Annotated in this window: 20 protein-coding genes; 7 read left to right on the forward strand and 13 right to left on the reverse strand. The window is 55.5% G+C overall.

Features of this window, described 5'->3' with window-relative positions; genetic code table 11:
- A partial coding sequence (locus KDX30_RS19690; protein WP_231677258.1) for a hypothetical protein occupies window positions 1-210 on the forward strand: 210 nt, incomplete at its 5' end.
- A 49-nt stretch (window positions 211-259) separates the two neighbouring features.
- On the opposite strand, the gene KDX30_RS19695 is transcribed toward KDX30_RS19690, so the two are convergent.
- From KDX30_RS19695 to KDX30_RS19710, 4 genes are read right to left on the reverse strand one after another with little or no spacing between them, the layout of a single operon-like run.
- Window positions 260-1,261, reverse strand: coding sequence for a lysylphosphatidylglycerol synthase domain-containing protein (locus KDX30_RS19695; RefSeq protein ID WP_122706055.1), 1,002 nt, complete (start codon window positions 1,259-1,261; stop codon window positions 260-262).
- Window positions 1,258-2,541 (reverse strand): cardiolipin synthase ClsB, encoded by a 1,284-nt coding sequence (gene clsB, locus KDX30_RS19700; RefSeq protein WP_099267273.1) that lies wholly within the window; start codon window positions 2,539-2,541, stop codon window positions 1,258-1,260. Before clsB ends, KDX30_RS19695 begins: the two co-directional genes overlap by 4 nt.
- Window positions 2,538-3,323 carry an endonuclease/exonuclease/phosphatase family protein gene (locus tag KDX30_RS19705; protein ID WP_027898860.1) on the reverse strand — a complete coding sequence of 262 codons (786 nt, stop codon included), beginning with the start codon at window positions 3,321-3,323 and terminating at the stop codon, window positions 2,538-2,540. The genes clsB and KDX30_RS19705 overlap by 4 nt, the downstream gene beginning before the upstream one ends.
- Window positions 3,320-4,237: a DUF72 domain-containing protein gene (locus KDX30_RS19710; RefSeq protein ID WP_231677259.1), complete on the reverse strand. Its 918-nt coding sequence runs from the start codon at window positions 4,235-4,237 to the stop codon at window positions 3,320-3,322. Before KDX30_RS19710 ends, KDX30_RS19705 begins: the two co-directional genes overlap by 4 nt.
- 495 nt (window positions 4,238-4,732) lie before the next feature.
- Here KDX30_RS19710 and KDX30_RS19715 point away from each other — a divergent pair, with 495 nt between their 5' ends.
- From KDX30_RS19715 to KDX30_RS19725, 3 genes are all read left to right on the forward strand, one after another.
- The gene (locus KDX30_RS19715; RefSeq protein ID WP_231677260.1) at window positions 4,733-5,272 is read left to right on the forward strand and encodes a cytochrome b; all 540 of its coding nucleotides are present in this window, start codon (window positions 4,733-4,735) and stop codon (window positions 5,270-5,272) included.
- Between the two features lie 211 nt (window positions 5,273-5,483).
- The gene (locus KDX30_RS19720; RefSeq protein ID WP_231677261.1) at window positions 5,484-7,649 is read left to right on the forward strand and encodes an outer membrane assembly lipoprotein YfiO; all 2,166 of its coding nucleotides are present in this window, start codon (window positions 5,484-5,486) and stop codon (window positions 7,647-7,649) included.
- Between the two features lie 6 nt (window positions 7,650-7,655).
- On the forward strand, window positions 7,656-8,363 hold the full coding sequence (locus tag KDX30_RS19725; RefSeq protein ID WP_231677262.1) for a DUF3142 domain-containing protein: 708 nt from the start codon (window positions 7,656-7,658) through the stop codon (window positions 8,361-8,363).
- On the opposite strand, the gene KDX30_RS19730 is transcribed toward KDX30_RS19725, so the two are convergent.
- Together KDX30_RS19730 and KDX30_RS19735 are read right to left on the reverse strand one after the other, a co-directional pair.
- Window positions 8,364-8,921, reverse strand: coding sequence for a cysteine hydrolase family protein (locus KDX30_RS19730; RefSeq protein WP_231677263.1), 558 nt, complete (start codon window positions 8,919-8,921; stop codon window positions 8,364-8,366). It abuts the gene before it with no gap.
- A 24-nt stretch (window positions 8,922-8,945) separates the two neighbouring features.
- Window positions 8,946-9,869, reverse strand: coding sequence for a LysR family transcriptional regulator (locus tag KDX30_RS19735; protein ID WP_231677264.1), 924 nt, complete (start codon window positions 9,867-9,869; stop codon window positions 8,946-8,948).
- A 119-nt stretch (window positions 9,870-9,988) separates the two neighbouring features.
- On the opposite strand from KDX30_RS19735, the gene KDX30_RS19740 reads away from it, so the two are divergent.
- On the forward strand, window positions 9,989-10,738 hold the full coding sequence (locus KDX30_RS19740) for a 3-oxoacyl-ACP reductase family protein (RefSeq protein ID WP_231677265.1): 750 nt from the start codon (window positions 9,989-9,991) through the stop codon (window positions 10,736-10,738).
- Window positions 10,739-11,016: 278 nt separating this feature from the next.
- Here KDX30_RS19740 and KDX30_RS19745 read toward each other — a convergent pair whose 3' ends face one another.
- Together KDX30_RS19745 and KDX30_RS19750 are read right to left on the reverse strand one after the other, a co-directional pair.
- Entirely contained in the window at window positions 11,017-11,613 is a 597-nt protein-coding gene (locus KDX30_RS19745; protein ID WP_231677266.1) for a DUF6338 family protein, read from the reverse strand.
- Between the two features lie 2,043 nt (window positions 11,614-13,656).
- Entirely contained in the window at window positions 13,657-14,364 is a 708-nt protein-coding gene (locus KDX30_RS19750) for an SOS response-associated peptidase (RefSeq protein WP_231677267.1), read from the reverse strand.
- 98 nt (window positions 14,365-14,462) lie between these two features.
- Between KDX30_RS19750 and KDX30_RS19755 the strand changes: the two genes are divergently transcribed.
- Both KDX30_RS19755 and KDX30_RS19760 read left to right on the forward strand, forming a co-directional pair.
- The gene (locus tag KDX30_RS19755) at window positions 14,463-14,894 is read left to right on the forward strand and encodes a LexA family protein (protein ID WP_231677268.1); all 432 of its coding nucleotides are present in this window, start codon (window positions 14,463-14,465) and stop codon (window positions 14,892-14,894) included.
- On the forward strand, window positions 14,881-16,161 hold the full coding sequence (locus tag KDX30_RS19760) for a Y-family DNA polymerase (RefSeq protein WP_231677269.1): 1,281 nt from the start codon (window positions 14,881-14,883) through the stop codon (window positions 16,159-16,161). Before KDX30_RS19755 ends, KDX30_RS19760 begins: the two co-directional genes overlap by 14 nt.
- Window positions 16,162-16,221: 60 nt before the next feature.
- Here KDX30_RS19760 and KDX30_RS19765 read toward each other — a convergent pair whose 3' ends face one another.
- From KDX30_RS19765 to KDX30_RS19785, 5 genes are read right to left on the reverse strand one after another with little or no spacing between them, the layout of a single operon-like run.
- Complete coding sequence (locus KDX30_RS19765; protein WP_231677270.1) at window positions 16,222-17,571, reverse strand: hypothetical protein; 1,350 nt, start codon at window positions 17,569-17,571, stop codon at window positions 16,222-16,224.
- A 42-nt stretch (window positions 17,572-17,613) separates the two neighbouring features.
- Entirely contained in the window at window positions 17,614-18,591 is a 978-nt protein-coding gene (locus tag KDX30_RS19770) for a hypothetical protein (RefSeq protein WP_231677271.1), read from the reverse strand.
- On the reverse strand, window positions 18,564-19,274 hold the full coding sequence (locus KDX30_RS19775; protein WP_231677272.1) for a hypothetical protein: 711 nt from the start codon (window positions 19,272-19,274) through the stop codon (window positions 18,564-18,566). The genes KDX30_RS19770 and KDX30_RS19775 overlap by 28 nt, the downstream gene beginning before the upstream one ends.
- Window positions 19,271-19,804 carry a baseplate complex protein gene (locus KDX30_RS19780; protein WP_231677273.1) on the reverse strand — a complete coding sequence of 178 codons (534 nt, stop codon included), beginning with the start codon at window positions 19,802-19,804 and terminating at the stop codon, window positions 19,271-19,273. Before KDX30_RS19780 ends, KDX30_RS19775 begins: the two co-directional genes overlap by 4 nt.
- Window positions 19,801-20,703: a hypothetical protein gene (locus KDX30_RS19785; protein ID WP_231677308.1), complete on the reverse strand. Its 903-nt coding sequence runs from the start codon at window positions 20,701-20,703 to the stop codon at window positions 19,801-19,803. Before KDX30_RS19785 ends, KDX30_RS19780 begins: the two co-directional genes overlap by 4 nt.
- Window positions 20,704-20,715 lie beyond the last annotated feature (12 nt).

A 20,715-nucleotide genomic window follows, 5' to 3' on the forward strand; every position in this document is an offset into this window, starting at 1 on the left:
TTAAACCACGCCGGCCGGAATTCGACATTGCTGCGTGGGGCAAACCGGCAGGGATGCCGGTTTAGCCGCCTCAGGCCATGGATGGCCGGTGGCGGCGGCACCACGCAGCAATGTCGGATTACGGGTATGCCGAGCGACAGCGAGGCACCCAGTGGTGGGGGCAAGAGCGTTTTGCTTACTTTTGCGCTTCTCAAAAGTGAGGCGCTGTAAAAGCGCAACCAATAGAAGCCGTTACCTAAATAATGGATATGTACACAAATCAGGCCCCACCTTCAGCCTGATTCCTCTCCCCCATCTTCTTGCTACGCTTCTCCAGCACCAGATAAACCACAACCGCAATAACCAGCGGCAGCAGAAAGTAAATCGCCCGGTAGCCAATCAGCGCCGCTAGCAAGGTGCCTTTCGAGAACTCATCCTGCAACAAGGTCATGAAGACCGTTTCCAGCACCCCAAGCCCCGCCGGGATATGCGTGATCACACCAGCGATGCTGCTGATCAACAACACCCCAAGGATGGCTGGATAGAACGCCTTGTCCGGCAGCAGGGTATAAATCACCAACGCCATCAGCGACCAGTTCAGCGCGCCGAGACTGGCCTGCAGCAGCGCCTGCTTCATCGATGGCAGGGTGATCTCCTGCTTGCGAATGGTCCACGAGCGACGCTTTGAAAACCGGCAAGCCAGTAAATAAGCACCCGACACCGCCAACAAAGCAAAGCCGATCAACCGCAGCGTTCCCGTACCTACCGCCCATTCCTTGGGCAGCTCCAGAAAGCCCATGGCAAAAACGCCACCTGCCAGAATCATGTAACCCAACCAATTGGTGATCAGGCTCAGACTCAACACACGAGTAATAGTCGGCACATCCAGTCCAAGCCGGGAATACAGGCGATAACGCAACGCAATCCCGCCGACCCACGAACTGAGGTTCAGGTTGAACGCATAACAGACAAACGCCACCGGTACGATCTGTTTGATCGCCAGCTTGTGCCCGGTATAAAACCGTGCCAACACATCGAAACAGCAGTACGTGAGGTAGCTGCACAGCGCAATCACGACACCTAATGCCAGGGTGCTGAGCTTGTAGGACTGCAACGCCTGCTTCACTTCCTGCCAATCGAGGTTCTTGACCAGCAGGAACAACAACACCGGCACCGCGATAAAGAAGAACAGGTTAAAGGCACGCTTGGCCCACTTCCATTTGTTGCTTTGTTTCTCTTTTTCTTTTGGCTGATCCGAAGACGCCTCATAAGCCTGACTCATAGCGACTTCTCCTGATCCGATTGCAGGCTGGACTTCAATTGCTCTGTGACGCTGCTTTTCTCATTTTCAACAACGCTCGCTTCAGGAATTACATCCGCAGCCCGCAACGGTTTGAGCCTCATGCCATGGGCCGGAAACAAGCCAGCGATCGCCGGGAAGTGACGCAGGAAGTGAAAACTCAGGAAGATCATCGGCGCACGCCACCATTGACCGCGTGCCGCGCCCCTCAGGTTCATTTCTTTACTGTGGGCCGCAGCGAGTCCGGTCAAATGCTCGTGCAGATGCTGATTGAGCTGTTGATCGCGGATGAACAGGTTCACTTCAAGATTCAGCGCAAGGCTCAGCGGGTCCAGGTTACTGGAGCCGACGGTGGACCACTCACGGTCAATCAGAGCCACTTTGCCGTGCAGCGCACGCTGGGTGTATTCGTGGATTTTCACCCCGTCACGCAATAAGTAGGTGTATGTCAGCCGCGAGCAGACACGCACGAACGGCATGTCCGGCTGGCCTTGCAGAATCAGGGTGACCTTGACGCCACGGCGCGCAGCATTTCGCAACTCACGCAGGAAGCGGTAGCTGGGGAAGAAGTAGGCGTTAGCGATGGTGATCCGCTGGGTTGCATTACGAATCGCCAGCAAATACTGCTCTTCAATATCAGTTGTGTGCTCCTCGTTGTCGCGCTCACACAACAGCATTCGCGCACTGCCCGCGTGCTGGGTCGCTACGCGCAGCGCCGGGACTTTGGCTCGCACACCTTCACTCAACAGGCGCATGGCGGACTTGTGAATATCGCCGACGATAGGGCCACGAACCAGGACTGCATAATCCTGCTTGGCAGTCAGACCGGTATCACTCATGTGATCAACGCTGTAGTTAATGCCGCCAATGAAGGCCAGCTCACCGTCGATAACCACGACTTTTCGGTGCAGACGCCGGAACAGGTTGGTGCGCATGCCCATCAGGCGCGGACGTGGATCAAACAGCTGTATATGAACACCCGCAGCCAGCATCCGGCCGACAAATGACTTGCTGAGATCCGAAGTCCCGTAATCGTCCACGGTCACCACGACGTAAGCGCCGTTGCTAGCAGCCTCAATGAGCGCTTGCTGCAGCGCCTCCCCGATCCGGTCTTCGAAAATGATGAAGGTTTCAAGCAGCACTTCTTTGCGCGCCGCGCGAATGCATTCGAAGACGCGAGTGAAATAGTCTTCGCCGTTGATCAGCAACTCAACCGAATTGCCCTCTTGCCACTGCCCGTGGTTATTCGCCTGATCACTCATAAGGTTAACTCCACTGCCAGCGGCGCATGATCTGAAAGGTGTGACCACGGACGATTGGACAAGACTTTGGGTCGATTGCTCGTGGCATTGCGTACGTAAATGCGGTCAAGCCGAAGCAACGGCCAGCGCGCGGGAAAACTTTTAGCGGAGACGCCGAAGTGCTGAACGAAAACTTCGTGCAGCCCGGTGCCATCCAGCGCCGCATCGGCGCGCTGACGCCAGTCGTTGAAATCCCCGGCTACGATCACCGCCTCGCCTTCCGGTAACCGGGCCAGCAATTCGGCGAGCAGCTTCAGTTGCTGCTGCCGATGATTTTCCCGCAAGCCCAGATGCACGCAGATGGCATGCACGTGACCGTGATGGGGAACATCCAGCACGCAGTGCAACAAGCCGCGCTCTTCTGTGCCATGGATCGAGATGTCGAGGTTCTCGTGGTAGCTGATCGGGTACTTGGACAGCAGCGCGTTGCCATGGTGGCCGTGGGGATAGACCGCGTTGCGGCCATAGGCGAAATCACCCCACATGCTGTCCGCCAGGAATTCGTACTGCGAGGTCGTTGGCCAATCCTTCACGCGCTGGGCGTGATTTTGATGTTCGCCGTGAACCTCCTGCAAAAACACCACATCGGCAGACACTGAGCGCACCGCGTCTCGCAACTCGGGCAAAATAAATCGGCGATTCAGAAAACCGAATCCCATGTGCATGTTCATGGTCAGCACGTTCAGGGAAACGCTGGCAGATGTAGCCGTTCGCACGCCAACCGGCGTTGTGGCACTGGTCAAAACTCAACTCCTTGCAGGTCGCCCGGCGCAACGTCCAGCCCTTTGGCGAGATCGAAGCGCTCCAGCAATTGACGGGCGTCATACGGCGCACGGACTTTAAGGTCGTTATCGAAGTAGCAATAAATGTCCCGGGATTTGCGTTTAAGCCCTTTTCCAGTAATCAACACCTGGGCGTCGGATGGCTGTGAGCCTTTGCGCCAGGCATCAATACGATCGCCCCAATACTGGATGGCCTTGTCGGTATAGCCACTGGCATAAAGTTTTTTATCGCCGTGCAGCCTCAAGTAGACAAAGTCACTGGTCAGGTCTTCGATGTACGGCCACTTGCCTGCGGTGTCCGCCATCACCAACGCCACTTTGTACTTGCGTAACAAGGTAATGAACTCAGGCACCTTGAAACTTGCGTGACGGATCTCCACCGCATGGCGTAGCCGACCGGTTTTGGGAAGGTCCAGGTAGCCGGGTTTGTGCATTTTTTCGTCGCACCCCGCAGCGCAACGCCTGGCCTGCTTCATGTCATGAGGCAGCAGCGTGAGGAAGTGTTCAAATTGCTCCGCATCGAATTTGAAGCTCGGCGGAAACTGCCAGAGGATCGGTCCCAGTTTCTGTTTGAGCTGAAAAATACCCGACGCAAAAAAGTTGGCGACGGGTTTCTCAACCTCATTCAGGCGCCGCACATGGGTAATGAAACGTGGGGCTTTGACACTGAACACAAAATCATCAGGCGTATCGGCATACCAGCGCGCATATAAGTCCGGCGATTGCAGAGCGTAAAAAGAGCCATTGATCTCGATACTGTTGACCGCACGAGACGCAAACTTGAGCTCGTTTTTCTGTGTCAGCCCTTCCGGATAAAAGTCGCCCCGCCACGGGACGTAGCGCCAGCCGGAGATGCCAATGCGGATATCGCTCATGATGAGAGGCCCAGTGCAATACGCGGCGCCCGGGAGCTGCGGACCTCCAGACGCGATCCTGGCCGAGGTCCACGCCCGCTTTCAGGCATGAATGTTCACGTCATATGAAGCCTTGCACTGGCACAGGTTCCATACCGTTTTTTCAGCTCAGTAAACTCACCCGTGTCGTCCAGGTTATCGACCCAACAGGTGAGTCGGTGCTGCGCATCGCAGGCCGGGCCCCAGAAAGATGCGCCACCAACCGGACCTGAACGCTCTCAGCGTTGGCGCATGGCTAGCATGTCCTGGCGAAAAACAGGGGTTCCGGCATGGGTATTGCTGCAACGATATAAGCGATCCTCGGTCAAGAAAGTGACTGCACTGCAAGCACCCATCGACCCGCCATCGCCGAGCAAGCTAGAGCATTGAGCGGTCGAAACACGGCAAGCCAGAAATCGGCCTGCGGCAATCTGCATCTGTGCCTAAAATGCCAAAAAACAATCAAGGGAAAACACCGTGAATACACCTTCAGCAATACGCTATAGCTATAGAGCCCGTTGGCTTCACTGGGTAATGGCCATCCTGATCGTGCTGGCGTACGCCCTTATCCTGAGCCGCACACAATTTGCGCGTGGTTCTGAGTTGCGTGCTTTCGCGGTACAAAGCCATTTCTGGGTAGGCATTCTCGTGCTGACCCTGGCATTCTTCCGCGTTGCTGAACGGCGCCGTCATACGCCACCGGATATAACACCACCACTTGAGGGTTTTCTGCGACTCGCGGCAACCGCTTCCCACTATCTGCTTTATGCGTTCCTGTTTGCACAGCCACTACTGGGGCTGTTTACAGTGCTGATAGAAAAAGGCTCGCTGCCAATTCCTTTGACGGATATTTTGATCCCGTCACCCTTCCCCGTCTCCGAGCGCTTCGCCGAATCACTGGAAGACCTGCACAAACTGTTGGGCTCCATTTTTTACTACGTCATTGGCCTGCATGTCGTTGCCGCAATCTGGCATCACTTCGTGCGCAAGGACAACACGCTCAAACGTATGGTGTAGGGCCTCCCTTCGCCATGATGATCTGCAGGGGGTGGGTGTTGCCTCGTGCCAAATGGTAGACCGGTAGGAGCGCACGAGTACCGCGATGGCTTTGTGTCAGAATAAGTGCTTTCGCAGCCTTCGGCAGCTACTACGAAGTGCATTTCAAACCCGAAAGGAATGCAAGAGCCAGCGCTCACATCCCTCGCCCTAGCCCTCTCAAGGACGTTCCATGCAAAGCCGCCTGCTGACTTCTCTGGCCATCGCCGTGTGTGCATCGGCTTCCTCCCTCGCCCAAGCCAGCAGTGATGACTCCTGCTATCCGACCTGGTCGATACTCAGCGAACAGCTGGACCCTTGCAGTAACTTGCCTTTCCTCAGCCCCGGCAATGACAGCTCGGTTAATCTGCGGCTGCTCCTGGCCAATGCCGGCAAGTTGCAATTGAGCCCCGCAGCACTGAACAAGGATGACCTTGCTGAAGGTTACGGAGAAGTACCTTTTGCTCATTACCGCCTGCTGCCGGTGCAAGGCGAGATCGATGAAGAGGTTGCGAAAGACGGTCATACACTCGGGCTGAATGAGATGCTTGCCACGCTGGGCATCAAACGCGAACCCGCAGAAGTGGCTGGCGATATGTTGATCGACGGCGAAGGCAGCCGCTGCCGCAGCAACAATGAAACCACCGCCACGGATTTCATTCGCGAATTGATCAAGACGCCGGAACTCTCACCTGCTGAACGCGCTGCGCTGGCGAACAGCCGGATGCAGATGCTCCCGGCCTGCGGGTGGGAGCCCGAGCAACTGACCAGTCTGTTGCCTGGCGAAATAACCTCGAGCACAGGCAAGGCCTTCACCACTTATCTGCAAGCGGCCGCCGACTTCTACAGCGGACGTTTCGTCGACGCGAGCAAGGGCTTCACCTTGCTGGCTGATAATCCAAACGAATGGTTGAAAGATACGGCGCTGTACATGATTGGCCGAACCGAGCTGAACCTGGCTCAGGAGAAAGCCTTTGAATACGGCGAACTGAGGCCGGATCGCGTTGATCTGGCTGCGGCCAGACGAGCTGAAAGTGCCTTCAAGAACTACGTCGACAACTACCCCTACGGCGTCTATTCCAGCACCGCCACGGGCTTGCTGCGCCGGGTGCACTGGCTGACTCAGGACAAAGACAAGCTTGCTGCTGATTATGAAGCGCTGCTATTTGGCCCAGGCGAAGACAACCCGGCTTACGAAGCGCTGGTGCGCGAGGCGGATCTCAAGCTCATCACACCGAACACGACCGCGATCAAGTCGCCCATGATCTCCGCCGTCAATGACCTGATGTGGATGCGTGAAGACTCCAGCAACAAGCTGACCAAAGCCGGTTTAATGGCGCAAAAGGACGCCTTCGCTGAACATCCAGAGCTCTTCACTTATTTGCAGGCCGCGTTCGCCCTGTACGTCGAGAACAATCCGGCCAGCGCCCTGCAACTGCTACCCAATACCATACCCTCCGAACTCAACTACCTGGCGTTCAGCCAACAGATGCTGCGTGGGTTGGCTCTGGAAGCCAATCAGGACTGGAAGGGGGCACAGAATTTATGGCTTCAGCTATTACCATTGGCCAAATTGCCGTTGCAAAACGAGCAACTGCAACTGGCACTGGCCATGAGTTACGAGCGAGACGAACAACTGGCCAAAGTGTTTGCCGCAGACTCGCCAATCAAAGCGGCAAAGTTGCGCTATATCCTGCTCAGCAAGACCGCAGATGCGGACCTCTTGATCCAGCAGACGACACATGGGGCCAGCGAAACAGAACGCAATACTGCGTTATTCGTACTGCTCTACAAAGACTTGATGCGCAGTCAGTTCGCCAGGTTCGGGGAGGACCTCAAGCGACTGCCGGATGCACCGTCGCCAGAGAAACTCGGCTACAGCCTTGGCTATGTACACAACCAAGGCCCGTCCTTGAGTCTGTTTCGCTGGAAGGGCAGCGAGGCTGACTCCGGCTACGCCTGCCCTGGCATCGCCGACATCGCAGCCGTATTGGCCAACGATGCAATCAACCCCCCAGGTTTAAACTGCATGGGCGAATTCATCCGGGGCAATAACCTGGACGGCATGCCGCTGGACGAAAAGCGCAACCCCGATGTACTTGGTGGTACACCTCCTGGTTACGTAAAGAGGGTATTCGCCCGGCATACGGCCTATCAGGCGGTGATCGTCAATCCGAAAGCAGGTCACGAAGACAAAGCCTACGCACTGTATCGCGCCATCAACTGCTACGCCCCGTCGGGCAACAATGGCTGCGGCGGCAAGGCAGTAGAGCCCTCGGTACGCAAGGCGTGGTTCAAACAGCTCAAAAGTGGCTTTGCCGATACACCCTGGGGTAAGTCTTTGCAGTATTACTGGTAATCCTGGATGCGCGGCTGGCTAATGCTGCTGTGCTTATTACAGCTGGGCTCGGCCAAGGCAGCGGTCAATGCCGAGGATCATGATGCCTTTTGGCTGTGGGGAGGTGTCGCTGCACAGCCGGTGCTGACCAAGGCAAAAACCCTGTACCTCTTGCAAGGGCAGATCAGTAGCTCGCGCAGTGAACAACACCGTCGAGTCAACTTCGTGGCGCAGGGCATGCAAGTGGCGAAGCTGCCTCAGCGCGAAGTCTGGATCGTCTATCGCGCTCATACTCTACGCTGGCCTGAGACGGTCTATAACCAGCTGTTTGGCCAGATCAAACGCTGGCGTCAGGCAGGTAACCTGGTGGTGGGCATCCAGATCGACTTTGATGCCCGCACCCGCTACCTCGACGAATACGTGACGTTTCTGCGCGACCTTCGCCAACGCCTGCCCGCCGACTATCGCCTGAGCATTACCGGCCTGCTGGATTGGAGTAGCAATGCAGACGCTTCCGTTATCGGAAAACTCAAAGGCGTGGTCGATGAAGTTGTGGTGCAAACCTATCAGGGCCGCCACAGCATTCCGGACTACAGTGCTTACCTGCCACGAATCAGTCGGCTGGGTTTGCCGTTTAAAATTGGACTGATTCAGGGCGGCGAATGGCAAGCGCCTGACTATCTGCAAGACAACCCATGGTTCAAGGGTTATGTGGTGTTCTTGCAGAATCGGTGATCACAGACGCTGCAGTATCTCTTCGCTGCCCACTACCGTGGCGTATTCCCCATGCAGATTACCCAACGACATGGCGTGCACGTCTTCAGCACTGCGCGGTGTGCCGAAAAAATCCGGCTTGTCGAAGGTAAAACATCCGTCATGGGGCACGATCACGTCAAACCCCAGATTGCCACCCGTGCGGGCAGTGGCTTCGACTGAGTTGTTGGTGGCAACACCCACGGTGATGACCTGGGTGATGGAATCGCTTTTTAACCACTGCGCGAGGGGTGAATTGCAGAAGGCATCGGGCACCTGCTTGCACAACTCACGCTCACCTTCCAAGGGCAGAAAGTCCGACTGATATTCCACGCCGGCCTGCTCCGGCCAAAACACCGACTCAGGCTCGCGGGAAAAATGCCGGATATGGATCACGGGTCTTTGGGTGTCGCGCCAGGCCTGGAGTAGCGCGAGCATTTGCCCTTCAGCCTGAGGATTATTGCGGCGGCCCAGTTTGGGATGTTGAATGCCCTGTTGCATATCAATGATCAGTAGTGCGGCGTTGGCGTGAATCTTCATCTGAACTGGCTCTATCAAAGGCTTTTAGAGGGCGCTGAAGGCTGCAGACAGACCCTGCTGGGCAAACTGTTCAAGGACAAAATCCACGAACTCCCGAGTCTTGCCAGGCAACAATTTGTGCTCCGTGTAATAGAGCGAAATATTACCGTCGTCAACGTACCAATCGGGCAACACACGCAGCAGTTGCCCGCTGCGTAAATACGGCACAGCAAACGGCATACTGACCAGCGCGATGCCCAATCCCTGCTCGGCAGCAGAACACGCGGCCTCCGAATCACTCATGGTCATGCGCGGCTTCAGGTCCAGCGGGCTGTACTGGTGATCGCGACTGGTCAGCGGCCAGGAGCGGATTCGTCCGGTCTGCGGCGAACGGATCAGAATTCCCGGATGGTTCTGCAGATCCTCCGGCTGATCAATAGCCGGCTGCCCGGCCAGATAGCCCGGCGACGCCACCAGCACCCGGTGCGCAGGCGCTAACTTGCGCGCCACGACCCCTTGAGGCAGATCAAACCCACCACCAATGGCTGCGTCAAATCCCTGCCCAATCAAGTCCACCTGTCGGTTATCAAAATGCCAATCCGGTGTAATGGCCGGGTAACGACGTAGAAACTCAGCCAGCAGTGGCACGATGTAAAGCCGTCCGAAGATCGTCCCCATGCTGACCTTCAGCGTGCCCGCCGGCTGCCCTTCCGCACTGGCCAGATTGGCAACGGCATTTTGAATGGTGGTGAAGCTGGCAGCGACTTCCGTCAGAAAACGCTGCCCGGCTTCTGTCAGTCTCAGGCTGCGGGTACTACGCTGGAACAGGCGCACACCCAGCCGCGCTTCCAGCCTGGCGACACTCTTACCCACGGCCGCTGGCGTCAGGCTTAGACGTCGTGCCGCTTCGGCAAAGCTGCCTACCTCGGCGCTGCGGACAAAGCATTCGATGCTGCTGAAGTTTTCCATGAGTCGGATTCTAAACTTTTGGTTTACTCAGACTATCGCAATTACCGTCTACTCAGGATGCAATCTGCGCCGGATACTGCCCCCCAACAACTCACTTAACAACTGCTCAGGAGAATCTCATGACTCAGCACACACCACTCAGCGGCAAAATAGCGCTCGTTCAAGGCGGCTCACGGGGTATCGGCGCCGCCATCGTCAAACGTCTGGCCGAAGAAGGCGCGTCTATCGCTTTTACCTACGTCAGCTCCGAGGCCAAGGCGCAGGAACTGCAGGAAAGCATCACGGGCAATGGCGGCAAGGCCCTGGCAATCAAAGCCGACAGCGCAGACGCAGAAGCCATTCGTAACGCAGTTGCCCTTACAGTTGAAAAATTCGGTCGCGTCGACATCCTGGTCAACAATGCAGGCGTACTCGCCATCGGTCCGCTGGATGAGTTCAGCCTGGAAGATTTCGACCGCACGCTGGCTATCAACGTGCGCAGCGTATTCATCGCCTCACAGGCCGCAGCAAAACACATGGGCGATGGCGGCCGCATCATCAACATCGGCAGCACCAACGCCGACCGCATGCCCTTCGCCGGTGGCGGTGTCTACGCCATGAGCAAATCAGCGCTGGTCGGCCTGACCAAAGGCCTCGCCCGCGACCTCGGCCCACGGGGCATCACCATCAACAACGTACAGCCCGGCCCGGTCGACACCGACATGAACCCGGCGAGCGGCGACTTCGCCGAATCACTGATCCCGCTGATGGCGATCGGACGTTACGGCCACGCCGAAGAGATCGCCAGCTTCGTTGCCTATCTTGCGGGCCCGGAAGCGGGTTATATCACCGGCGCGAGTTTGACGATTGATGGCGGGTTTGGGGCTTGATGAATCGCCGGGCCTATCTGTTGAAGCGGTTTTGATGAACTGCTGAAAGGACAAATAGCCAGAAACGAAAAACCCCCGACTTCTCAAAGAAATCAGGGGTTTCGTTTGTAGCGAATTTGGCAGTGCGTGAGACTCAAGATTTTTTTGCCGGAGGCGCAGCAGGGGCTGGCGGCCGGACGCTCGTAGGACTCGGAGGGTTAGCGTTGTGAGTGTTACCGGGGCTACCTGGACGCACTACGAGCGGCGGCATCGGAGTCGGAGCTTTGCTAGACATATCGTCACCATGTTTTTCGTGTGAATTCGACCCACTGGACCCTTGAAGCATCTATCACAAAGAGATCAGCCGCAAGTGGCATCTCACTTCCATCATCATCCAGCCAGCTCGGGTCCTCAATGACAAATTGTCCTTGAGTAGGCTCTGAAGGCCACTCAGAAGGCCAGCCATAAATACGGCGCTCATCAACTAAATGAAGTACCACAAATCTCTGCTTTTTTGAAAAAGCACTAAACCACTCACTTGGGTGCGAGGTTTGCTTTGTGATCTTCTTTTTTCTGAGCCATGCATGCAAACTGTCGTTGTTCGCAAAATAACATGACAGTGAACCAATCAGGACGGCGAAAATTCCAGCCCAGGAAGCCTGGGCCTTCTCATCCCATATTCCGATTGAGAATCCTCGCTGACCAATCTCAACCAATCCGGCCCCCATCAGAAATACAAAACCATGGATAACAAATGTAAAGATAAGTGCCTGAACAATTTGTCCAAATGTATCCGGTCGCTTAAAGGCGGTGAGAGAATAAAAAATCCAAGCCGTGAAAAAACCAGGAATCAAATACTGCAAAAGAGGAATTACTTCTTTTACTAAATCATCCATTTGATACTCGCTCTATAGATACTACCGCCTGTACGAACGCCCTTCCCGTCTGCTCGCTCTCCCGCGCACGACCATCGAGTGAATAAACGACAACTGCTTCGATTCTAGTTTCAAAAGCCGATTTGTCACGACGACAACTGAGCTGATATGTAACCTGTTCGATCAAGAATTCGCGGTCCAGCCATTAAAAATTAGTCAGCAACGCTGAAAGTTAACAACCCGCAGATGCCCCCCACTATCCGTAACTTGCGTGGTTTTATCGTACATGAACAAGCCGAAATTCAAGATTACCACCCCGAAAAAGAAGTTCTCACACATCCAGTTTAGAAAAAATGAGCACCAATCATCACCCGTTGTGTGCCACCGCGGATGAGCTGGCAGGGTAGACATTCTCTACCTAGGCTAAAAAACAGCCTGGAATAAACAGCCAGAAACGAAAAACCCCTGACTTCTCAAGGAAATCAGGGGTTTCGTTTGTAGCGAATTTGGCGGTGAAGGAGAGATTCGAAAGCACCCGATCGAGCATTTCCCATGCTTACCCCACGGTTTACAAGGGCTGCAGCTAGGGAGTGATCCAGAAATACGTCCCATGGCTGTCCCGCGAGGTATAGCCGCACCGTGAGTGGGTCAGGCGTGGGACAGGCCTATATGGGCTGAAAATGGATTTTCAGGTTGGTGGTTTGAAGTAGGTAATAAAAGTCAGGATTCTTATCTATATCTATAAAACTCGTTAAATACGTAGCTTTCAGCATAATTTCCACTGGTCAGCTCTAGGTCAGCTTGAGTATTTTCTGGAACATCGGGAAGGGTTATATCGACATCCGTCAAGCCATTGATTTATAAGGGTTTATTTTTCATGACCACTTTAAATACCTTACCCGACCTACATACAGTCAGGTACTGAAAGCCACGGCCCACAAGGGTTAGACAGTCACTGACCGCCCTGCCTGACCTTCCTGACCACGTTTTCTACCCCTTCCTGAAAATCGTCTTTTTCAAGGCGTTTATCTCACACCTGAAAGGTGCTGATCTGCCCTCCTTTCCAGCGCAGTGCTGTGAAATGCCCAGATCACGCTGTAAGCCCCGTATTACCTGAGCTGTGGGGACATTTGCCTTTAACCGCATACGTGTTTTTCCCCGCTGAAATTGATCAGGCACGTTTTCGAAAATCCGTCGTAACCCACGTTTTCTAATTTTTCGCCCCAATGAATCCGGGGGTGTCAGCTTTTGTCCGCTTGCGCCTGGTCATCGCGCTGCTGTGCAAACACGCTTCATTCCTTTGCAAAACCTTTCACAAAATGAAATGGGTGATTGGCTGTGGAGGCCCACGGGCCGCGCGGGCTGGAGCTTGCTTTGCACTGCTCGCGGATTTGCACAAAAAAGGAACACAAAGCCCGTCGGCGGGAGGGGGATAAGTGCTTTTTCTGGCGTTTTTTTTTCACCACCAGCTTTTTGGCACGGTTAGCATGCAGCTAGGACTGGTGCTGGGGTGATTTGATGGAAACGATTACTATTTGGGGTTACAACGTGAAAATAAGTGACGCAATCGCGTTAATGGCGCTGTTGGTCGCTTTGGGAGCATGGTGGCTGTCGTGGAAGGCATTCAGGCTGAATCGTAATTCGTTAAGTCTTTACGAAGGACAGGACCAGTCAGGGAAAGCCCTATACATCGTCAATAACAGTCCCCACGCCGTCACTGTCTTGGGCTTTGGATACGTGGGGCCAGATGGCCACCGCAGCTCTCTACTTGGGGAAGACGGCTTAAGGTTACGTATCGATCCGAGGGACGAAATAACTCTTCCTGTTCGTACAAGCCAAGCATTTAGAATTGATTGTGCAAAGGGCGATTATCCCAGGCACTGCCTCTATGTCTCTCTCGCCACCGGAGACAGGTTCTACAATGCGAGCCAGCCAACTAGATGGTGGTGGTGGATTCTAGGATGGTTTGACGGCAGTCGCCGCCATCGGATTAAACGCTCGTTGCTGTAAGTCTCATTGGCTCCCTGCCGGTCACTCGCCTCCTAGCCGCATCGCTGGATGCGTCTACCCTTTAAAATTGCATTCCGATAACGGAACTATGAGGTCTGGCCCTTGATTTCGTACATTCCCAATCGCTCGGTCAACCGGGAACCACTCGAAGTCCTCCGTCGGTCTGCAGAGCGTCTCGGCAATTTCCCTGGCTCGGTCAGGGTCTAGCTCAGGATCCAACCACTCGTTGGCATGTTCCGGGGTGAGCACCAACGGCCGGCGGTCATGAATATCAACCATCCCTTGATCGCTCTCAGCGGTGATGACGACAAAGCCATCGTCTTCGCGCGGCTCCAGCCCGGGCGTCACCTGAGCCAGTCCCCCGTAAAACATCGGGGCTTGGTTTTTCAACCTGATGAAGTAGGGCTGTTTCTTCTTAGGGTCATCAGGATCTTTGACCCACTCAAACCAACCATTGGCTGGCACCAGCACTCGGCCGTTCGGCCACAGCTGCTTGAAGAATTTGCCCGTGGTTACTGTCTCAACCCTGGCGTTGATCGGGTCGGGCCTTTTCCCCTTCGCCCAGAACGGTGACCAGCCCCAGCGGACCTTATCCACGCTCAGACCGTCCTCCAATCCCCTGATGACCTCCACGCGAGTGCTGGGCGCGACGTTGTATCGCTCAATCGGCCACTCGTCGTAACCGTTGATCACGATCTGTTCTGACCCCAGTTCTCTCAGGTAGTGGGCCATAGGTTCGTAAATCGAGTAGCGTCCGCACATGATGTCACCCGTCGAAATGTCCTACATATGAGATTGACCACAGGCAGCCGAAATCGTTAACTGTACGTTCATACAGTAATTAGCGTTAGGTTAGCATCATGACCGTTACCGTCCTTGGGCCAGTGTCAACTGGGGGCGAAAAGCTCCCGCTCTATTCTTTCCACGTACCTGCGGGATTTCCGTCGCCAGCCGCCGATCACATTGAAAAGCATCTTTCCCTGGACGAGCTTTTCGACATCCGTGCGCCACATGTGTACCTGGTTAAGATCGAGGGAGACAGCATGCAGGGGGCGGGGATCTATAGCGGTGACATCGTGATCGTTGACCGTAGTCTGTACGCGGAACACGGCGATATCGTCATCGCGGCACTCAACTCAGAGCCGGTGTGCAAACGTCTGCATATGCGTGACAACGTGTGCATGCTCACCTCTGAAAATCCCAAATACCCGCCACGCCATGTGATGGAATCCGACGAGTTAGTGATCTGGGGCGTTGTGAAATACAGCGTGCGCGATCATGACAATTCGTGAGCAGATCTTTGCGCTGGTGGACTGCAACAGCTTCTACGCCAGTTGCGAGAGGGTCTTTCGGCCCGACCTGGCGAAAACGCCGATAGTGGTGCTGAGCAATAACGACGGCTGCGTTATCGCACGCAGCTACGACGCTAAACGATTCGTGAAGATGGGCGCGCCTTACTTTCAGATCAAGGATGCTCTACGGCAAAACGGTATCCAAGCCTTCAGCAGTAACTACGCGCTGTATGGCGATATCAGCGAGCGGGTGATGACCGTCATCGAATCAATGGTGCCAGCCGTCGAGGTCTACAGCATCGACGAGGCGTTCTGTGATCTCACCGGCATGTCTGGTGACCTGACGGCGTTTGGCCGCACGATCCGCACCGCAGTGCACCGATCAACGGGCATTCCGGTAGGAGTAGGTATCGGCCCGACCAAAACCCTGGCCAAGCTGGCCAACCACACGGCAAAGCGCCTGCAGTCCAACACCGGCGGGGTGGTAGACATCTGTGATCCATTCAAGCGTGACTGGGTGCTCCGAAACACTGCTGTATCAGAGGTTTGGGGCGTAGGCCGCAAGATGAAAGCCCACTTGGAAGCAATGAATATCCTTACCGCAATGGACCTGGCCAAAGCCGACCCTACCATGCTCGGGAAGAAATTCAGCGTCGTGATCGAGAAGACGGTCCGTGAGCTTTCAGGAGTCAGCTGCCTGGAGCTGGGCGAAGCCGAACCGCCAAAGCAGGAGATCTGCAGCAGCCGAATGTTCGGTAAGCGCCTGACCACCATTGAGCCTATAAAAGAGGCGGTGGCGACATACGTTCAGCGCGCAGCGGAAAAGCTGCGGGCGCAGAACTCGCTTTGTAAGAAGATCAGGGTGAGCATCCGAACCGGCATGTTTAACCCGGACGAGGCGAAGTATGCGAACGGCGCATTGGTCGAACTGCCATATCCCACGAACGACGTGCGGCTGATGACGAAGGCTGCAACCGAGGCGGTCAATCGGCTGTTCCGCCCCGGCTTCAAGTACAGCAAGGCCGAAGTTCTGTTGATGGATCTGCGGCAGCCTGGCGAATTCACTGACGACCTTTTTGCACCAAGCCAGCCAGAAACGGCAGAGAAAGTGATGAACGTCCTGGACGAAATCAACCAAAGGTGGGGGCGCGGAACACTGCGCACCGGGAATGTGCCCTCGGATCCGGACTGGGGAATGCGACGGGAAATGATGAGTCAGAGCTTCACAACTAGACTTGATCAGCTTTGGACTGTCAAATCTAACTAAGAAAAGGGGCATCGGCCCCTGTTGTACAAAAATTAAAACGGTTGAACGATTCTAGTCAGTCTAAAACAAAAGAAGCTGCTTTTCTGCCATACTCTTTGAGTCGGCAGGAGATAGCAGATCATCATTAATAACACGCCCGTCGTACCCGACGCTCAGTCCAATAAGATGATAGAAAAGGTCAAGACAGTTGTTAACATCTTCAACAAATATACTTAGGGCTGCCGAATCAGACTCCATATTCCCAGCATGCGCAAGAGAGTGCCTTAGATTGTTCCAACTTTTTACATGCTCCTCCAAGATCTCCCCCTCGCTAACTAGCTCTCTAAGAATGTTAGGAGCTGTTAATGTCTTCATCCCTCCCAAGGTATTTTTTAAACGCGACTTGGTACTAGGCGGCAACTTTAAAGTATTGATTACCTTCTTACTTAGATTAATTTCAGCCAATAACACTGACGATGGAGCCCGGCCTTTTCTGAAATAGTTATTTATCAACCCCTCAATATTCACGGTAAGAATTAGCGCAGCGACATCCGTGACATTGCCAGGTATATAGTAAAGTCGCTTCCAGTAATAGACAATATAATCATGCTCTTCTTGGCGATGTTTTATGTAACAATTCACGAAGGTTATCAGCCCGGCAGTTTTATATACAAAGACATCAACAAGAGGCCTCACCACTCCCTTTCCACCAACATCGGAATTGCCATTTACAAAAGAGGAAATCACTCCATTCTTATAGACTCGATAATATAATGGCCAAGCTTCCATGCCGATAGCGATACTTAATGCCTCAGAAACTCTGATTATGAAATCGTGATCTATCTCCACGGAACTGCTCACGATATCTAGAGTAAGGTGCTTTGCCTTCTGAGATAGAGTGATTTCTGCATTTTCAATCCTAAACTCTAATCCTGTCACCGAAGAGGACCCATCCGCCTGATCTTCAAACTTATTGAAGGGCAGTTGATAACGCCCTGACACAACTACATTTGCAATACTCACTCCGTCGGAATCGGTACGCAGATGCGCGCGTTCGGCACGTATTTCAGGGATATTGAATTGGATAATTGTTCCGTATGGAGTGTTTTGCATCCCATCTTTTATGTAAACCCTTGGAGCAATCCAGAGGTTTCCGTTGGAATCTCTTGCTTCTAAAGAAAAATATTCTGAATCAGAAACGACGCCAGTACATCTGTCGAAAAAAAATTGCATCATCTGACTCATTGAACTTTTCTTGTTCGAGTCATACATTTTTAGCGAAAGCCCCCCGTTCGACTCTGCCGAAATACTACCCGGCCCCGTGAAAGATAGAGGCGATTCTTCTTTGTTTTGTGTTAACTTTACTTCAAAGCATTCTATTATTAGATTTCTGCTTACAAGCTGTTCGATTTCAGCATTAGTGAATCGCATGTAACTACCCTTGTCTTTCGGTCATAGCATCCAGTGCTAGCTTCAGAGAGTTATATGCTTAAGCTCCGAAGAAAGCAAAGTGGCATCAATGGCCATTTTCTGGAACCCCGCAGCGTCGGCCGGACTTGGAGTCGGCCCTGGTACGTGAGTGTGGACAGCCAGCTGGGTGTTCATCTGCTGCACCAGGTCAATCAGATCGCCCAGCACCTGCAGCACGTTCACGCTCTCGGATCCCAGCCACGTCTTGGGGGCCTGCAGGCGCTGACTGGTCCCGGCCACGCTACGGCGCAGCCCCTCGATCCGCTCCTGCATATCGCCACCCACCGTGGCGTTGTGCTTCTGCCCCACCACCAGGTTGAGGTCGCGGCCGGTAGCCTGGTGCAAATCGTCGACCGCTGCCAGGCTCGCGGATCCGCCCGTCAACAACTTGAGCGCGCCCAGCGCCTCGATCTTCTTGATGCCTCCCACTGATTCGGTGGAATGGTCATCCACCGTGCTGGTGTGGCTCTGGAACGTCTCGTTGTTCTGCAGCGCTTCCACTTCCCGCTCGATCGCCTTGTCCTGGATCTTCCCATCCGTTTGACGCAGCCAGTTACCGTCCGCGTCGACGCGCTGCTGGCAGGCTTCGCTGTGCTGCCAGACCTGATCACCCTTCGGCACCCGGGGCAGGCTCAGGCCGTGCGGCAGGATCTGCGTGATAAAGGGCTTGGTCGGCAGGCCGTAGGCAAAGCTGATCACCACGGTGGTGCCCTCCTCCGGAAAGCCGAACATGCCCGCCTCCTGACCGCCCATGGGTGCAGGCAACGGGACGCTGGTCAGTACCGGCAGATCCGGATCCGGTTCGCCACTGGGCAACAGCACTTCAACGTCGACGCCAAAGCGGGGGCGGAAGTCGTCGCACAGGCCTTGCGCTGCAGGAGCGTCCGGCACCGCGACCACCCGGCCAAAACGCGGCAGGTGGTAACCACCCGTCAATTCAGGGAACAGGCGCTCTACAGCGCGACCGATTGCTTCTTCCATTTGATTGCCATCTGACTACCGGCAAGCGTCACACTGGTGATCCGCTCGCCCTGGTTGAATGATGCGCCCGGACGCAGGCCTGGTATGGCTGCGATCATTGCGCTCTGATTGCCCTGGTAACCGTCGAACAGTTCGGCGGGCAGCTGCAGTGCCGATCGGGCACCAAAGAAGCTGTCGGCCCAACTGCCCACGAACACCTCACCATCACCCTGCTGCTGCCAGATGAAGTCGGAGATCCCGAACACCCCGGCCATGCTTTGCATCGCCTGGTAACCGGCAGCCAGGCTGTAGAAGTACGGCACCTTTACCCGGGCGTAGGCCTGATCTGGAACACGAAAGAGCAGACCCGTCTTGGTGCTGATCTCTTTGAGCACGGCCTGCAGGTCGACGTGACGCAGGTTCATGGGCAGAGGCTTGGCCAGAATCGCGGCCAGCTCCCTACAGAACAGCACCTGCTCGGTGCTATTGGCGGCGGTCGAGGTTTCCACGTAGCCGATGAAGTGGCGCTGCAGCAGACCTTCGTTGTAGCCCACGTCCAAGGTGACCAGCCCCTTCACTGCTGCAGGCGCTTGAATGGTGAACGTCGCTCGCCCTGGGCCAGCCAGCTCCAGACGCACGTCGTCTTTCACGATCGCATGCGTCACGCCGCCGATGGTCAGTACCTTGTGCAGTTTCATGCTCATTGGCTGCCACCCAGCCAATCGTCCACATTCTTCAACACACCTTCGAAGCCGGTCAGCGGCTTGCCAGTACCGGTGCCGTCTTCGCCTGCAACGCCGGTACCGTCCGCCGATTGCGCCTTGGTGCCGTTGGCCGCTCGACGTTGCTCGACCTTCTCCGGGTTCGATTGCTTCTCGGTCAGGGTGAACTGCACCGACCAGGAGGCGAGCGTGTCGTCTTCCCGGGCGCTGACGCCTTCGGTGAACTGCACCTGGCGCATGCCGAACGCCGACGCCGTGTCGTTCACGATCCGATAGGTTTTCAGTTGCCCGCCGCCCTCAGTCGCTTCGGCCAGGCGCATCAGCGTTTTCAGCTGCACCTGGTCAACGAAAGCAATCTGCAGGGTGACGGTAAGCGTCTTGGGTTTAAATCCCTTGTGGGCCTTCTCGCTGCCGCTGGTTTGCCCGGACAGATCCTCGCTTTCAATGCGCAGGTTTGCCGTGACTTTCATCCGTTTGCCCAGCACTTGCTGGCCATCGAGCAGCAGTGTCATAGGCCCACCAGTTCACGGACAAAGCTCAAGCCCTGCAGCGAGCCGACCAACATGGTCCCGGCCGACAGCACCCACTCGTGGCCCGGGGCGTCATCCTGCAGCAGGGCCTTGCGCAGATCTGCAGGCGTACCAGGGCCGAGCAGGCGCGCACGCATGGTCGTGTCCTCGTCACCGCTGGCCAACAGCGCCTTGAGGTCGTCCAGTTTCTGGTCGCTGCTCTGCTGCTGCGCGGCTTTGCGTGCCGCCAGTGCGGCCAGATCACCCATTGGCGAGCTGTCGGCCGCATAGCTCTCAAGCGTGGCCAACTGACCCGACATCGCCTGTTTGGCAGCTTTGAGCACGGTGCAGCGCTCCAAAGGCAGACTGCCCCACCGTGGGAGCGGTCCAGCGCTGGGCATCACCCACTTCTCCGCCTCGAGCGTGGACAGGTGTTGCGCCCGTCGCTCGGCTCGCACCAGGTCAGGCACCGGCATCAGCGCATTGAACCTGGACAAGGTGTTGGCCAACTGGCCGTAGTTGGTGGCCAGGAACAGGATCAGCAGCGCGTATTGAGGCTCGGTCGGACGGGCATCGTCCGAACTGTCCGTGAGCTTGTCGGCCATCACCTGCAGCAGGTTGGGCGCGGATAGGAAACGTTGGTTGCCCTGCCCTTGGCCAATGCCCGACTGAAAAGGCGTCACGGTGATGCAGGCAGGCACTTCACCCAGTTGACTGGCCATCGCCGCACGGCCTGCAGCGATCGCGCTTTCAGCAGCTGCACCGACCGGCCCCGGGTTGGTGGTGGCCATGCCTTCAAGTCCGGCCAGCCGTTCCGCGGTGCTGGCCAGCTCGCCTCCGGCCAGATCCTTGGCAGCGGTCAGATCGCCCATCCACTCGGTGGCCTGTTCAGGCCAGCGCATCGTCACCGGTGC

Source organism: Pseudomonas quasicaspiana (assembly GCF_021147825.1).
GTDB classification, from domain to species: domain Bacteria; phylum Pseudomonadota; class Gammaproteobacteria; order Pseudomonadales; family Pseudomonadaceae; genus Aquipseudomonas; species Aquipseudomonas quasicaspiana.

Bases quoted from the DNA above. Each gene is read 5' to 3' on its own strand.
- KDX30_RS19765 (WP_231677270.1), bottom strand. From the start codon at position 17,571: ATGCGATTCACTAATGCTGAAATCGAACAGCTTGTAAGCAGAAATCTA.
- clsB (WP_099267273.1), bottom strand. From the start codon at position 2,541: ATGAGTGATCAGGCGAATAACCACGGGCAGTGGCAAGAGGGCAATTCG.
- KDX30_RS19750 (WP_231677267.1), bottom strand. From the start codon at position 14,364: ATGTGCGGACGCTACTCGATTTACGAACCTATGGCCCACTACCTGAGA.
- KDX30_RS19695 (WP_122706055.1), bottom strand. From the start codon at position 1,261: ATGAGTCAGGCTTATGAGGCGTCTTCGGATCAGCCAAAAGAAAAAGAG.
- KDX30_RS19725 (WP_231677262.1), top strand. From the start codon at position 7,656: ATGCGCGGCTGGCTAATGCTGCTGTGCTTATTACAGCTGGGCTCGGCC.
- KDX30_RS19775 (WP_231677272.1), bottom strand. From the start codon at position 19,274: ATGAGCATGAAACTGCACAAGGTACTGACCATCGGCGGCGTGACGCAT.
- KDX30_RS19780 (WP_231677273.1), bottom strand. From the start codon at position 19,804: ATGACACTGCTGCTCGATGGCCAGCAAGTGCTGGGCAAACGGATGAAA.
- KDX30_RS19770 (WP_231677271.1), bottom strand. From the start codon at position 18,591: ATGGAAGAAGCAATCGGTCGCGCTGTAGAGCGCCTGTTCCCTGAATTG.
- KDX30_RS19710 (WP_231677259.1), bottom strand. From the start codon at position 4,237: ATGAGCGATATCCGCATTGGCATCTCCGGCTGGCGCTACGTCCCGTGG.
- KDX30_RS19720 (WP_231677261.1), top strand. From the start codon at position 5,484: ATGCAAAGCCGCCTGCTGACTTCTCTGGCCATCGCCGTGTGTGCATCG.
- KDX30_RS19755 (WP_231677268.1), top strand. From the start codon at position 14,463: ATGACCGTTACCGTCCTTGGGCCAGTGTCAACTGGGGGCGAAAAGCTC.
- KDX30_RS19735 (WP_231677264.1), bottom strand. From the start codon at position 9,869: ATGGAAAACTTCAGCAGCATCGAATGCTTTGTCCGCAGCGCCGAGGTA.
- KDX30_RS19730 (WP_231677263.1), bottom strand. From the start codon at position 8,921: ATGAAGATTCACGCCAACGCCGCACTACTGATCATTGATATGCAACAG.
- KDX30_RS19745 (WP_231677266.1), bottom strand. From the start codon at position 11,613: ATGGATGATTTAGTAAAAGAAGTAATTCCTCTTTTGCAGTATTTGATT.
- KDX30_RS19785 (WP_231677308.1), bottom strand. From the start codon at position 20,703: ATGCGCTGGCCTGAACAGGCCACCGAGTGGATGGGCGATCTGACCGCT.
- KDX30_RS19760 (WP_231677269.1), top strand. From the start codon at position 14,881: ATGACAATTCGTGAGCAGATCTTTGCGCTGGTGGACTGCAACAGCTTC.
- KDX30_RS19740 (WP_231677265.1), top strand. From the start codon at position 9,989: ATGACTCAGCACACACCACTCAGCGGCAAAATAGCGCTCGTTCAAGGC.